Raw genomic sequence first — 14967 nt, forward strand, 5'->3', positions numbered from 1 at the left:
AAACTTGAGTTCAAGAAAGGTCAAGAAGGCGTTCACAACTACACAGTTGAAGAAGTGAAAGGTACTGATGGAACTGTCACTTATGATGAGATGAAAGCAGTAGTAACTGTAGAAGTTAAACATGACGGAACAGCGAAAGCTCTCATCACTAACGTAACTGATCCAGCGGATAAAGAATTCAACAACACTGTTCGTCCACCTGAAACTCCAGAATTCAACCCAGAGAAATACATCTTGAACGAATCTAAATTCGATCTTACAGGTGTGAAACTTCTCGATGATGATGACGAGTTGAAGAATAAAGTTGCGGACACAAATGCAAATCCTTACGTTGATAAGACTGATAACAACGAAGCTCAAAATATCAATACGAAGACACTCAAGAAAGGTGATAAAGTATACTACCAAGTATGGTTGGATACAACTAAATTCACTGAAGCACACAATATTCAATCTGTTGGTGTTACAGATAAATATGACAGTGCAAACTTGACTGTCAACGGAGCTGATATTAAGGCATACGACTCTGTAACAGGAGAAGATGTAACAGCTAAGTTTGATATCAAGGTTGAAAACGGTGTGATTACTGCAACATCTAAAGCAGACTTGACTAAGTCACTTGGAGACGCAGAAAATACACAAGTTATCGACACAACTAAGTTGGCCTTTGGACGTTACTACAAGTTTGAAATTCCTGCAGAAATTAAACAATCTGCTCAAGATGGTGTGGACATTGAAAATACAGCTTCACAAATCGTACACCAATACGATCCAACTAAGAAGACTGTAGAAAAACCAGAAAAACCAACTGAAAAACGTGTAGTCAACATTCCAGTTAAGGTTCAATTCCAATTCACTAAGAAATTGGAAGGTCGTGCATTGAAGGCTGGTGAATTCAGCTTCGTTCTTAAGGACGAAAAAGGAAATGTGATCGAAACCGTAACCAATGATGCGGCTGGTAAGATCACCTTCTCAAATCTTGAATTCAAACGTGGTGAAGAAGGAACTCATCTCTACCATGTAGAAGAAATCCGTGGCACAGATTCTAGCATCGAATACGATAAGATGGTTGCCACTGTGGGTATTATGATTAACAAAGACGGTAAAGTATTGACGGCTATTACTCAGTTGCCAGAAGATACAGAGTTTAACAACACTGTTATTCCGCCAACAACACCGCCAACAACACCGCCAACAACACCGCCAAATACACCACCAACAACACCACCGAATACACCGCCGACAACACCACCGAATACACCACCAACACCACCAACAACACCGCCAACACCACCAACGCCACCAACACCTACAACTCCTCCAGCTCCAGCACTTCCTGAAACTGGTGAAGAACAATCAGCATCTGCTGCATTGTTAGGTGCTGCACTTGGTATGGTTGGCCTTGCGGGACTTGCAAAACGCAAAAAACGCGAAGACTAAAATTGAGGTGACATCAGCAAACTTGTTGATGAGGTGACAATTTTAGATCCAACAGGAAGAGGCTTTGCTCGAAAGAGCAAGGCCTCTTTGTTTGGTATTGGAAACTTAGAAAAACATGCATAAATGTGATGAAAAAGTTTCAGTAAAATTCTATATATTCATTTCATTCGGTTACTAGTTTCAGTAAAATTCCATTGACTTGAAGTAGAGAAAACAGTATACTAGTAAAGCAATTTGATCTTTCAAACTGCCGGCAACAAGGGGAATGAATCCACTTTGAATTGGAATACAGTAGGGTTTGGAGTGGTAGTACTTCACACCCTTATTGTCGTCAGTCACCCTCATAAAAGGGATCTAGACTCTGAATGAGTTGTATAAATATAAAAAAACTTCCTTGGAACAGAATTCCATAGGAAGTTTCTTTGTGTTTGGGATCTACTCTTGTTTCTTTTTGTAAGGGATAAGACTGGACAAACCTGCTAAGAGGCCAAGTCCAAGTAGGGCTAGCTGAGAGGTTTCTTCACCTGTTGCAGGTAGATGAGTTCCTTCTTGAGGGGTGTTAGGAACAACTTCAGGGAGTTCCTCTTTTTGGCTTGTTGTTTCAAGAGGTTTCTCCTCTTCTTTGTTAGAGAGAAGTGTTGATCCCTTTTCTTCATGAGCATCAGTCGTGTTTGCTTTTGTCACGGAAGGAAGAGGGCTAACTGTTTCTTCATTTTCTGTTTCTGGGGATGGTTGTGGAGTAGGGATTTCTTTGACCTTATAGGCAAAGATCAAGATGGTTGTTCCCACTTCTACGTTTCCAGTTTGTTCAGCTACACCGATCCGTTCGTAGATGTGGCCGTCGTAGGAAATCTCATCTGGTGCGCTAGCGACGTAAGGGGTTCCATTGTCCACATTTGTTGCAACAGCAAGCTCTGGTTGCAATTCAGTGCTAGTATCTTGGATGACAAATCGCGCGATGACTGTTCCCGTAGCTAACTTGTAATCATAGATGACAGTTTTCATTCCCTTAGTGACTGTGCCACTTGGATCAGCAGAATCAGCACGGTGTCCAACTAGGTGGTAGATACGACCATCTTTTGTGATTTCTGTTGGGGCCTCACTGGTGTACTTGGTGCCGAAATCTACCTCTGTAGCAAGGTCTTGCGCCTCTTGCAGATCAGTGTCGCCTCCCTCAGTGAGGAATCGTACTCTGACAGATCCTTTGCTGATGGCATAGGTAATAGCAGTATCAGCTGTTGGAGAATCAGGGCTTGGAAGAAGATAGCCTTTGGTCTCGTCAAGAGGATCCACAAGGTTTAAGACTTGTCCACGAGCATCTTTTGGCTCTAATCCCTCCACGTAAGGAAGGATAGCAGTAGGAGATGCGATAGCAGTTGGATTTGTGGGATCGTTTAGATAAGGGATCTCTTTTTGAGCATGGGCTGGCTCTTTACCAGTAGCATAGCTGATCCTATAGGCACCGACTGGGCGATAGATGACCGTATCTGTGATGTCTGCTGCATCAGCATGAATGCCTGTATGTTCTCCTGCTTTTGTCAGATCAGAAGAGACGGCATCAGTCGATTCTTCTGCTACGACAACATAGCCTTTTTTGACGGGATTTTCAAGAGCTACAAAGCTTGTGCCGTCTTGCGCTATCCAGTCTTCAAGACTTGTCTCACCTGTCACCAAATTGATGGTACCTTTGCGAGTGAAATGAAGGCTGTCAGTTTGGTCAGCTATTCCTGCAGACTGGCGGTTAGATCCATCCTGGTCCTCAGTCACATAGGTCGCTGTACGAGTCACTGTTTCAGACAAATGATTCAGATCAGCCGTTGTTTGACCAGCTGGAGCTAGAGGAGTTGGAAAGACACGACCCTCGCTATCTCCTGGGACAAGTTGACCGGCTTGGATGGGTTGTGCTTCTGAAAATTCTACAATTTTTGGTGCCAAGCGGACAATAAACTCTTGAACGCCATCTTCATTTGTGTTGTTAGCGTCGCGGTCAAAGTTTGGTTGTCCGTCTGCATCGAAGCCATTCTCTACTAGTTCATAGCCTTTCTTCAAATAGTTGGCAATGGTTTCTTTTGTCGAGTAATTGATCTTTTCACCTGTATGCCCAACCAAGTCACTGGAACGCTTGAGCTCAACTCCGTTTTTATCTTGATAAAGAACATGAGCGGCTTCATTGAGTTTGACGTAGAGCATATCCCATACATCTAGACTAGGAACATCGATAGCAGCCATCCATTGGCCAGCTCCTCCGTCATAATAAACATTTGCGCTTGTTTCCCGGAGGTTGATGTTGTATGTTCCTTCAACAGCATCAGGTGTGGCCCAGTAAATGCTGGCGTGTTCAGCCTGGTCTTTTGTGATTTTTCCGAGTGGAACAAAAGCTTGAATATTGGTTAGTTTTTCGGTTGTATTCACAGCACTGTTCCATTTGTTTTCAGTGATGCCAACCAAATTGATCAAGTGAGCAATTCGATCACCCATCTTGGTTTCTTTTGTAATGGTATAAATGGTTCCAGGTTGAACCCTATCTGCGTTATCCAGGTTGGATCCGATGAAGTTGCCGTTCATCAGTACATTGGTATTGTCTACAATCCGACGAGTATCATGCGCCAAGGTGTCGCGACCACGAAGAAGTTCTTGATAAGCAACGATGAATTCTTGGTAGTTGAATTCTGCATTGGCAAAGTCAGCATTGACCGGTAAGTTTTGATTGAGATACCATTCGGCTTGAATCACCCCAAAACCTTTGGCATCTTGAGAAGTATTGAGGGCTGCAGTCGTCATATGGTAACCACCACTCGCTGCGATAATAGCATCTGTCAGCAATTCGTTGTCTTTGCTGAGGGTCGATGCATTTTTACCACGGTGAGTATAGGCTGCGATGATGGGAGATTTTCCCTTGTATAAATCACGCATCCGTTCGGTGAGGCGAGTCAAGGCTTGGTAGGTAGAGTCATAGTAAATGCTATCACCCCAAACTTCTGCATAAGGAGCAGAGACATTGGTCTTACCTAGTCGATCAGCGTCTCCAGTGGAGATATCGTTGATCATGAAGTCATAGCCTTCTTTTTTGAGAGCTTCGGCAGCAGCCACGGCTAGTTCTGGATAGTGCTCGCTCAAAGAGAAGCCTTTTCCAGGTTCACTGACTTTTTCCACCCAGTTAGAACCCATGGTATCCCCTTGCCATCCATCAAAATTGCCTTCTTTCATGGCTTTGGTCATGACTTCAATGATAAATTTTTGCCAATTTGGATCGCCTGGATCGAGAAATTGTTGGATATCGGTCGCTGTGACATCTCCCTTCTTACCAAAGTTGAAATGGTCTTCTAGATTGCGAACGATGGCACTTTTCACTTCATTTGGGACCCCTTCTTCGAGGGAAACCGCATAAATCATGTTATAGAGCATGGCTTTGGCACCAGTAGTATGGACATGATCCACCAGCTCTTTGACTGCTTCTGTATCGATGACAGGTAAGTAGGACTTGCGCTTGTCAGGATCTGTTTCGCTATTTGGAATCAAGAAAGTCGCCCAATCTTGAGTGAAACGTTCAACATTTGCTGGGAATGGGTTGGCAGGTGTATTGTAGACATCGTAGAAGAAATAGCTGTTGATGTGCATATTGGCCAATTGGTCAATACTATTCTTGTAGCCTTCTACCTGATCATTGGTGATGGAGTTGTGATTGTCTTTTGAGCCGGCAACTACCCCATAACGTGGGTAGATCGTCCAGTCATCTTCAACAGCAAGACCCGCTGCCTTATGAAAGGCTTGGGAACCATCTGCTTTCTTACCAAGGACATCTACGATAAATCCAGCATTAGGTGAAAAGACAGTACTTGGAATCGTTAGTGCATTTCCTTCAAGGTTTTTCTTTTCATAAATGATCTGATCCAAATGGGAGACAGTGACATCAGATGTAACCACTTCAGGGTTGTTGATGGAGATCCGAACATCTTCTCCACTTTTATAAGTTGCTTTATCAAAGGTGACGTCGTTAGTGATTTTTGGGGTATTATAAGTAGTTGCTGGAGTAGGACTGACTGCTTGAGTGGTAGTCACTGTTGGTGTTGATTCAGCTGGTGAAGGTGTAGCATCTGTAGCTGCAACTTCTTCACTAGTAGGGGTAAGTGTGCTCCTAGTGGTTGCTACTGGTTGATTGCTTGCTGTGATCTCAGAAGTCTGATTGCTATTGATTTCGTCAGCCGTGGCAACAGAGCTTAGTATCAAGGCTCCGAAAAGAGTAATCATAGAGACTAGTGCCTTATTGCGTTTGCGAAAATAGCCGTGGCCTTTTTCAGAGATACTGCTTTGTGCTTGTTTCATTTCTTCCTCCCCAATACTGTCTATGCAGTTCGTTCAACATTATTTAAAAAAATGTTGATTTTGTATACCCCAGTATACGACTTTTCACTAGATAGTGTCAATTTAAAAAAGTAAATGAGATTGGAAGTTTTCATAAAAGTATTAGAAAACAGCACTAAATAAGGGTTTTTGGTTCGGAAAAATAAAAAAACAAAAAACGTTTGACATAAAATTTCCCCGCATCTAAAAAATGGTACAAATTAGTGATAAATACAAAATAAGAAGAATCAGTTGTAAAACTGGGGAAAGCTCGTTACTAAAGGACATTCTGCAATTTATTCTATTTTCATTACTCTAGATTAAGTTAAAAAATTTTTTTTAGAAAAAATAACTGGCAAAAATTAGATATCAAACGTTTGACATATATAGAAGAAAATTAAAAAGAATACTTTTATAAACAAGGGATTTTGTCAAAAAAGAAGCAAAATTTGAATGGAGATGTGAAAAAAATTAAAAAATAATATTGACACATATGGGGGTAAGTGTTAATATCGCTTTACCAAAATAGACATTAAAATTCAATGTGTTGATTTTGATGAGAATAAATTTGAAAAAGAGGTTAGAAGGAACTATATGTCACTAATTAAAAATAGCAAGACTACTAAGTATGCCTTGCGTAAAACGTCTGTCGCTTTTGGTTCCGTAGCGGTAGCTACGGTTATTGCAGTAGCAGGAGCTACATCTGTTTCTGCAGATGAAGTTGCTTCAGCTACTACAGCAGTCACTTCAACAACGGCTACTCCAACAAAATCGACAACTGAGGCTAAAGAAGTTGCTGTACCAGATTATTTAGAGACTGCGAAAACAGATGCGGTGACTACTGGACTTGAAGTTACAGAAACAGAAGCAAAGACCCAAGCAGATGAAAAAACTGCTGAGCAAGATTATGCGAAGCAAGCCATTGCTATTGATAAGATTGTAGCAGACTATAAGGCAGAAGTTGCAGCGAATCAAGCAACTTATGAGAAGGGAAAAGCAGTTGTAGATGCGAAAAATGCTGCGGCTCAGGCAGCTTATGACAAGGAAGTTGAAACCTATAACAAAGAGCAAGCTGCTTACGAGAAAGCAGTGGCTGAAAATGCTGCAGCCCTAGCAGATAATCAGGCTGCAAAAGTGGCTTATGAAAAAGCTTTTGAAGAATACCAAACGGCTTTTAAAGCTTATATTGAGTCTGTTAAAGCCAAACAAGCCGTTGAGACAGAAAACAATTTAGCCCAAAAGGCTTACGATATCAAATTGGCTGACTACAAGGAGAAAAAGCGTCTCTATGATGAAGCGCAAGCAGCTTACTTGATTGATAATGAACTATACAAGAAGAAAAAAGCGCAATACGATGATGCTAAAGATGCCTTCAATAAGATGGTTAAAGAGCGTGGAGGAAACCCTGAGAAGTACAAACAAGATTTGACCTTCCTTCCAGAAGAGTTGGAAGATGGGGAAACAACAACGCTTTACCACCAAACAACAGGACTTACTACGTATTTGACAAAAGAAGGTCAATCTCGCTTGTATGGGGACGGTAAAGCTACCAAGATGTATGAAACTAAGAACCTACAAGATTCAGATTTGACAACAACGAACCCATATGCGGATAATGAAATCGAATGGGCAGTGGTCAAAGTTGGAGATAAGTTCGATGTAACCTACAAGGGTCTTAGCCAGGCTACTATCAAAGAAGGTCGTGATATCAAGCGTATTGCTAAAGTGGTCTACAAGTATGAAGTGAAAAGCTTGCCATCTAATGACGGACGAGGAATCGTTCAAATTTACAATGATCCAGCAGTGACAATGACAATCGGTAGCTCAACTGACACAGACCAACCCGTCACAGTTGGTGTTGATGTTGAATTTTATGATGAAAATGATCAATTGATTAATTTAGCTAACTATAATGCCATTTTGGCTTTGAATTCCTTAAACCACTGGAATGGAGCTTCTTATGTTGAAAATGACAAACCTCGCGCCCTCCTTGTAGAAGCTAAAGATATCAATGGAAACACTGTTCGTGGAACTTGGGATCCTTATTCAGATGGTAGTAACCCTAGTCTTGACGGAGCAGATGTTGCTGTGAAGCGTGGCTATGCAAACTTCGGTAGCGCTCAAGTCTTTAATGATGCTGACAATCCATTGAAGATCGTTAGTCAAAAAGCAACTTGGGATGGGAATGGTTTCTCAGTCAGTGAAGAAACTGTCCTTGATGTGACGACAGTCAATGCTTCAGGTGGAGGGAATGGCCATTCTATCGGAACAGAAGACTATGAATTTGGGGGTAGTTCTGATATTGTCGGTGCATATTCAGTTGATGCGGGATCAGGGATTTTGACCTATACTCCACGGATGAAGCACCAAAATACACCTCACGTAGAGTCTGTAAATATTGGGAATAAAGAGTTTATTAAGTTGCCAAACTCTAGTGTTGACCAAGATCCAACTACAAAGGAAGTATTTGCCAAGGAACAAAACCAGTATATGAACGAAGGTGCAACTTTTAATGCGGATCCTTCAAGTTCAACTAAGGGATGGGATGATCCAAAAAGTCCGTATCTCTACTATGGTGGCGGTGCAGTTATCTTGAAAGACGGCCATCTTGAGTTCACTGCTAAGGGAGCAAATGCTACGGATGAAGCAACCCTCTATTGGTTCTCAATCAATTCAAACGTTGCCTTTCCACAAGATCCAGGAGAAGAGCCAGTAAAACCAACAGCACCAACAGCACCAACAGCTCCTGAAAAACCTGAAATCAAAGATGTTCCAGCTGAAAAGGAAGTTCCAGTTCCACCAGCTTCCCCACTTTATAAGGTGGAACCAAAAGTTCCAGAACAACCGGTGAAGCCAACAGCTCCTGAATTGGAAAAGGATCCTGTGCTAAAAGAAACTATCAAACCGACAGTGGAATGGCATAAAAATAATATTCTTGTTACAAAAGAAGAGCCGCAACCGAAACCACAACCGGAACCACAATCGAAACCAACACCTAAGGCAGAGCCTAAACCAACTATTGGCTATCATACGCCTGCGCCAATGGTGAAGCAAAAGGTTGAAGAAAATCCGGTATCTGATGTTATTGAGGTGAAAGAAGTGTTGCCAAATACCGGTACAGAATCTGCAACGACCCTAATGAGCATTGGCTTGTTTGGTATGATTGCATCGGGCTTTGGTCTTGCTCGAAAGAAAAAAGAAAACTAATATCTTTCTTCAATCATTAAAAAACCAGAAGGTATTAATCTTTTGGTTTTTTTGAAGTCTTTGAATACGGTTTATGTGAAATGTTGGAAATTTCCTATAGGTTCTCTTCCATATTTATGTTACAATTAAACTACTACTATCGAAGGGAGAAACTATGATTAATTCAATTGTTTCACAAGGTTTAATTTGGGCTATTTTAGGATTGGGAATCTTTATGACCTTCCGAATTCTAGATTTTCCAGATATGACGACAGAAGGTTCCTTCCCGCTTGGAGGAGCGGTGGCGGTGACCTTGATCACCAAAGGGGTCAATCCGCTTATAGCGACCCTGGCTGCTATTGGAGCAGGATGCTTGGCGGGCCTTGCGACGGGACTTCTTTATACAAAAGGGAAAATCCCCACACTCTTGTCAGGGATCCTGGTGATGACATCTTGTAACTCGGTTATTCTCTTTGTGATGCAGCGGGCTAATCTGGGGCTTTTGGGTTATAAAAAAATTCAGGAATTTCTTCCTTTTGCCAGTGGGTTCAATGAGATCCTAATTGGCTTGATTTTTGTAACTCTTGTGGTGCTTGGTTTAATTTTCTTCTTGGATACGCGTTTGGGTCAGGCTTATATCGCAACAGGAGACAATCCAGATATGGCTAGAAGTTTTGGGATCAATACCGACCGGATGGAACTGATGGGCTTGGTCATTTCAAACGGTATTATTGCTCTATCTGGTGCACTGATGGCCCAGCAAGAAGGCTATGCGGATGCTTCGCGTGGAATCGGTGTCATTGTTATTGGGCTTGCCAGCCTCATTATTGGAGAGGTTCTCTTTTCAAATGTCACCTTGACAGAGCGCTTGCTCAGTATTGCAATAGGTTCAATCGCCTACCAATTTTTGATTTGGGCTGTGATTGCCCTTGGCATCAATACCAGCTATATTCGAATCTTCAGTGCCTTGATCCTAGCTATCTGTCTGATGATTCCGACCTTTAAAGAAAAAATCATGAAAGGAGCGAAACTCAGTAAATGACAGCGATTGTAGAATTAAAAAATGTAACCAAGTCTGTGAGCAATGGGATGAATGAAGAAAAAGTCATTCTGGATGATGTCTCCTTGGAAATTCGAGAACATGATTTTATCACGATTTTGGGGGGCAATGGAGCTGGAAAATCAACCCTCTTTAATACGATTGCAGGAACCCTTCCAGTTAGCAGTGGAAAGATCTATATTCTTGGGGAAGATGTGACCACATACTCTCCAGAAAAGAGAGCCAAATACCTATCGCGGGTTTTTCAAGATCCTAAAATGGGAACTGCACCCCGGATGACAGTGGCAGAGAACCTCTTGGTAGCGAAGTTTCGTGGAGAAAAACGTAGCTTGATTCCGCGCCACTTGGCAAGCTATAAAGAAGAGTTTCAAGCAGTTCTTTCTAAGATTGGCAATGGCTTAGAAAATCATATCGACACAGCGGTTGAATTTCTTTCAGGGGGACAACGCCAGGCTTTGAGTCTCTTGATGGCTACACTGAAACGTCCAGAACTCTTGCTTTTAGACGAACACACCGCAGCCTTGGATCCAAAAACGAGTCAGGCTCTGATGACCTTGACCGATGAGTTTGTGAAACAAGATGCTCTCACTGCCCTTATGATTACTCACCATATGGAAGATGCTTTGAAATATGGCAATCGCTTGATTGTGATGAAAGATGGACAGATCGTCCAAGATCTCAATCAAGAAGAAAAAGCCCAAATGACCATCGCAGACTACTATGAATTGTTTGAGAAAGAATAAGATACAAAGCCCGTAAAATGCAAAGTGAAAATAGGAAATTCTTGCAGTGAGCCATGCTCACAAGAGAATTTATCTTTTTCACACAGCATTTAGGGCGTGTTCATTTAATAAGATACAAAGGGCGTAGCGGATACAGTGAAAATAGGGAGTAGGACAGAAGTGATATCGTTTATGGCGCTTCCCCCCACAAGTCTGATTAGGATTCTTCCGAACTGATCAAGCGAGAGAAGAGTTCAATCAGCTACTGTGCCTTGTCTACATGCTAAGCTAGAGAGCTTGTTCTCTAGCTTTTTCTCTTTCTAAAACACAAGCTACTGTTTATAAATATACGTCGTCCTTTCAATGACTGCCTTATACAACAAAAAAGCTTAGAAAGAGGTCAGAAGAAAACTGCATAAAAATAGGAACTAGTTTCAGATGGAATCGCTTGCAATCGCTAAGGGGGTCGAGTATAATATAGATAGAAAGATGAAGAAGGGATTGATTCCAATGCCTTATCGAGATAGTTTTTAGGTTACTTCGTTTTAGGCCTGTTTTGCTGATAGCTGTTCATGCTCTTAACGTAAAAGAGCAGTTATGTCGTGTGTGTCGGATCGGTTGGACGGTCGGGCAAGCCTGCTTAGCTTGTCCGAAGACATAAGAAAACGTGGAAATAGTAGGTAGAAGCTTTTTATAAAGGTTTTCAAACTTCAATGCGTCCAGTCGAAAGCTCATAAATTTAGATTTGGGAAAGCAAAGAAAACCTCTGGTATTTTACAAAAATACTATTAAATGAAATCAACATCATAAACATTGTTTTGTTAGCCAATAGGTTAATTGCACCAAGTCAGCGAAGCAGACCAGGCCTCTAGTCCCGTAAGACTGGAGGCCATTTTTATAAAGATACAAAGGAGGGGGTGAGAGTATGGGATTGTCGTATGGGCAAGAGTACAGTTGTCGTGACCATTTTCGGCAAAGGGCTTTCGAGCGCTTTGGCATAGATGATCAGCACCTGAACCGCTGGATCAACCAACACCTTCCTTCCCTCTCTCCTTATGATGGTGATGTGGTTCAACCGGCCAACACGGAAGCCTATGTAGCTAGTGATGGAGTCATCTTTGTCTGCAACATCAAAAGTCGTGAGTTCATCACTTGTTTCAAGGCGGTTAATTACCAAGAACCAAAGGAAGAAGAGAAAGTCTACACGGACATTCATGAAAACAATGTCACTTCTTTCAAAAAGGACTTGCACCACTTGGTCAACCGCTACCGGCTCAAGGAAGCCAAAGAACTGTTTGAAAATATTGGAGAGGACTTGGATGACTTTTATCGTCTGTCCCAAGCAGTCAAGAACGGTCAATTGAGTGTTCGAAATAGCAAGCGCCTAGAGGAATTGTTGGCTAAGTTCCATGTGATCAAGGCGGCTATGCGGATTATTGAAAATAAACGGGGAGATTACCATCTTTAGGGGTCTTTTCCCCCTAAAAATAGGCGCCTAGAAGCCTTCTCATCTACTTTAAGATGGGGAGGCTTTTTTGCTGTGGGAAAGCTTTTTGAAAAAAATAGAAAAAAATTGTATAATAGAGTGGATATGCAAGTATTTGCAAAGCTGTAATTCGACTTGGGGAACCAAGGACCGTAAGTATTAAAAAAATTACACTAAAGGAGACAACAGTGAGTAGTATTAAATTAGTCACTCTTGGCGGTGTTCGAGAAAATGGGAAAAATCTCTACGTCGCTGAAGTGAACGAATCGATTTTTGTCTTGGATGCGGGATTGAAGTATCCAGAAAATGAGCAACTTGGGGTGGATGTCGTCATCCCAAATATGGACTATCTTTTTGAAAATAAGGAGCGCATTGCGGGTGTTTTCTTGACCCACGGTCATGCGGATGCTATTGGAGCCTTGCCTTATCTTCTAGCTGAAGCGAAAGTCCCTGTATTCGGGACAGAGTTGACCATTGAGTTGGCCAAACTCTTTGTAAAAAGTAATGACAGTGTCAAGAAATTCAATGACTTCCATATCATCGATCAAAATTCGGAGATCGATTTTGGCGATGCCGTTGTATCCTTCTTTCAAACCACCCACTCGATCCCTGAAAGTATTGGGATTGTGATCGGTACTCCTGAGGGGAATATCGTCTACACAGGAGACTTTAAATTTGACCAAACTGCAAGCGAGTCTTATGCGACCGACTTTGCACGCTTGGCTGAGATCGGACGTGAAGGGGTGCTTGCTCTCCTGAGTGATTCAGCCAATGCGGATAGTACCATTCAAGTTGCCAGTGAGCAAGAAGTAGGGGATGAAATCCTGGATACCGTTGCGGACTGGGATGGTCGTGTGATCGTGGCAGCCGTAGCCAGCAACCTTTCTCGGATCCAGCAGGTCTTTGATGCTGCTGCTGAGACTGGACGTCGGGTGGTCTTGACAGGATTTGATGTGGAAAACATCGTCCGAACAGCCATTCGCTTGAACAAATTGTCTCTTCCCAACGAAAAACTCTTGATCAAACCCAAAGAAATGAGCCGGTTTGAGGATCATGAATTGATTATTTTAGAAACAGGCCGGATGGGTGAACCGATCAATGGTTTACGTAAGATGTCTATCGGCCGTCACCGTTATGTGGAAATTAAAGATGGGGACTTGGTCTACATCGTCACTACACCGTCTATTGCAAAAGAAGCGGTGGTAGCGCGTGTGGAAAATATGATTTACCAAGCTGGTGGAATTGTCAAATTGATCACGTCAAGCTTGCGCGTGTCTGGTCACGGTAACGCACGAGACTTGCAGTTGATGATCAACCTCCTTCGACCTAAATATCTCTTCCCAATCCAAGGTGAGTATCGTGAGTTGGATGCCCATGCGCGGGTGGCGATGGAAGTCGGTATCCTACCTGAAAATATCTTTATTCCAAAACGTGGATCCGTGATGGAATATGAAAAGGGTGACTTCGTTCCTGCGGGAAGTGTCTCGTCTGGAGATGTCATGATTGATGGGAATGCCATTGGCGATGTGGGCAATATCGTCCTTCGTGACCGTAAAGTCTTGTCAGAAGATGGGATCTTCATCGTCGCTATTACGGTGAATCGCAAGGACAAGAAGATTATTTCCAAAGCGCGCGTGCATACCCGTGGATTTATCTACGTCAAGAAGAGTCGGGATATTCTTCGTGAAAGTTGCGACTTGGTCAACCAAAGCGTTGAAGACTATTTGACACAAGACAGCTTTGACTGGGGTGAGTTAAAAGGTTTGGTACGCGACAACTTGTCTAAGTTCTTATTTGAACAAACCAAACGTCGTCCAGCCATCCTACCAGTCGTGATGGAAGTGAAATAAAGTAGAAGAAAAGGGAACGCTTGGCGGCCGAAGGCTTGCCGAGTGTTTTTAACAGTAGAAAGAGGAAATCAAATGGCAGTTATGCAGATTGAGTATTATTCAGAAGCCTTGAAGATGGAGTGGGGTGTTTCCGTCCTTTATCCTGACGCGTCGCGCGTGGAGGATCCAGCGGATACGGATATTCCTGTCCTTTATCTTTTGCATGGGATGAATGGCAATCATCATTCTTGGTTGAAGAGGACCAATGTAGAACGCATTTTGCGAAATACCAATCTGATCGTGGTCCTCCCCAATACCAATAATGGCTTCTACACAGATACCCAGTATGGCTACAACTACTACACGGCCATCGCGGAAGAGTTGCCAGAGACTCTTTCTCGCTTCTTCCCGAATATGACCAAAAAACGAGAGAAAACCTTTATTGCAGGTCTGTCCATGGGTGGCTATGGCTCGATGCTCTTGGCCCTCAAGACAAATCGTTTCTCTCGAGCTGCGAGTTTCTCTGGAGCACTTAGTTTTCACGATAGAGACTTTGAAAACAATGACTTGGAGAAACCGGCCTTTTGGAAGGGAATCTTTGGGGATATAGAAGATTGGACGACGAGTCCCTACTCCCTTGAGACTGCTGCGAAGAAGTTTTCAGATAAAAAGACCAAGCTCTGGATCTGGTGTGGGGAGCAGGATTTCCTCTATGAAGCTAATCAATATGAAGTGAAGGCATTAAAGAAATTAGGCATGGATGTCACTTATAGCCACAGTCCAGGCAAGCACGAATGGTTTTATTGGGAACGGGAGTTGGAACACTTTTTACAAACCCTGCCAATTGACTTTGAATTAGAAGAACGGTTAAAATAAGATACAAAGCCCGTAAAATGCAAAGTG

At 42.5% G+C, this 14967-nt stretch carries 8 protein-coding genes; 7 read left to right on the plus strand and 1 reads right to left on the minus strand.

The window, feature by feature from the left end:
* Nucleotides 1-1440: SspB-related isopeptide-forming adhesin (locus HMPREF2918_RS11455; RefSeq protein WP_256263163.1), on the plus strand; the 1440-nt coding region annotated here is incomplete at its 5' end.
* Nucleotides 1441-1875: 435 nt separating this feature from the next.
* Here HMPREF2918_RS11455 and HMPREF2918_RS00475 read toward each other — a convergent pair.
* Nucleotides 1876-5763: a glycoside hydrolase family 66 protein gene (locus HMPREF2918_RS00475; protein ID WP_070594315.1), complete on the minus strand. Its 3888-nt coding sequence runs from the start codon at nucleotides 5761-5763 to the stop codon at nucleotides 1876-1878.
* A 612-nt stretch (nucleotides 5764-6375) separates the two neighbouring features.
* On the opposite strand from HMPREF2918_RS00475, the gene HMPREF2918_RS00480 reads away from it, so the two are divergent.
* From HMPREF2918_RS00480 to HMPREF2918_RS00505, 6 genes are all read left to right on the plus strand, one after another.
* The gene (locus tag HMPREF2918_RS00480) at nucleotides 6376-8988 is read left to right on the plus strand and encodes a GbpC/Spa domain-containing protein (protein ID WP_009731789.1); all 2613 of its coding nucleotides are present in this window, start codon (nucleotides 6376-6378) and stop codon (nucleotides 8986-8988) included.
* A gap of 154 nt (nucleotides 8989-9142) precedes the next feature.
* A complete protein-coding gene (locus tag HMPREF2918_RS00485) occupies nucleotides 9143-10009 on the plus strand; it encodes an ABC transporter permease (RefSeq protein WP_070594317.1) in 867 nt (288 codons plus the stop codon).
* On the plus strand, nucleotides 10006-10770 hold the full coding sequence (locus tag HMPREF2918_RS00490) for an ABC transporter ATP-binding protein (protein ID WP_070594319.1): 765 nt from the start codon (nucleotides 10006-10008) through the stop codon (nucleotides 10768-10770). Before HMPREF2918_RS00485 ends, HMPREF2918_RS00490 begins: the two co-directional genes overlap by 4 nt.
* 904 nt (nucleotides 10771-11674) lie before the next feature.
* A complete protein-coding gene (locus HMPREF2918_RS00495) occupies nucleotides 11675-12217 on the plus strand; it encodes a hypothetical protein (protein ID WP_070594321.1) in 543 nt (180 codons plus the stop codon).
* A gap of 206 nt (nucleotides 12218-12423) precedes the next feature.
* Entirely contained in the window at nucleotides 12424-14085 is a 1662-nt protein-coding gene (locus tag HMPREF2918_RS00500) for a ribonuclease J (RefSeq protein ID WP_070594323.1), read from the plus strand.
* Nucleotides 14086-14157: 72 nt separating this feature from the next.
* The gene (locus HMPREF2918_RS00505) at nucleotides 14158-14940 is read left to right on the plus strand and encodes an alpha/beta hydrolase (RefSeq protein ID WP_070594325.1); all 783 of its coding nucleotides are present in this window, start codon (nucleotides 14158-14160) and stop codon (nucleotides 14938-14940) included.
* The last annotated feature ends 27 nt before the right edge of the window (nucleotides 14941-14967 follow it).

The organism is Streptococcus sp. HMSC065C01 (assembly GCF_001813525.1).
GTDB lineage: Bacteria > Bacillota > Bacilli > Lactobacillales > Streptococcaceae > Streptococcus > Streptococcus parasanguinis_V.

What these genes read in the sequence shown, in the direction of transcription:
- HMPREF2918_RS00505 (WP_070594325.1), top strand. Translation starts at nt 14,158, where the DNA reads ATGGCAGTTATGCAGATTGAGTATTATTCAGAAGCCTTGAAGATGGAG.
- HMPREF2918_RS00490 (WP_070594319.1), top strand. Translation starts at nt 10,006, where the DNA reads ATGACAGCGATTGTAGAATTAAAAAATGTAACCAAGTCTGTGAGCAAT.
- HMPREF2918_RS00475 (WP_070594315.1), bottom strand. Translation starts at nt 5,763, where the DNA reads ATGAAACAAGCACAAAGCAGTATCTCTGAAAAAGGCCACGGCTATTTT.
- HMPREF2918_RS00480 (WP_009731789.1), top strand. Translation starts at nt 6,376, where the DNA reads ATGTCACTAATTAAAAATAGCAAGACTACTAAGTATGCCTTGCGTAAA.
- HMPREF2918_RS00485 (WP_070594317.1), top strand. Translation starts at nt 9,143, where the DNA reads ATGATTAATTCAATTGTTTCACAAGGTTTAATTTGGGCTATTTTAGGA.
- HMPREF2918_RS00495 (WP_070594321.1), top strand. Translation starts at nt 11,675, where the DNA reads ATGGGATTGTCGTATGGGCAAGAGTACAGTTGTCGTGACCATTTTCGG.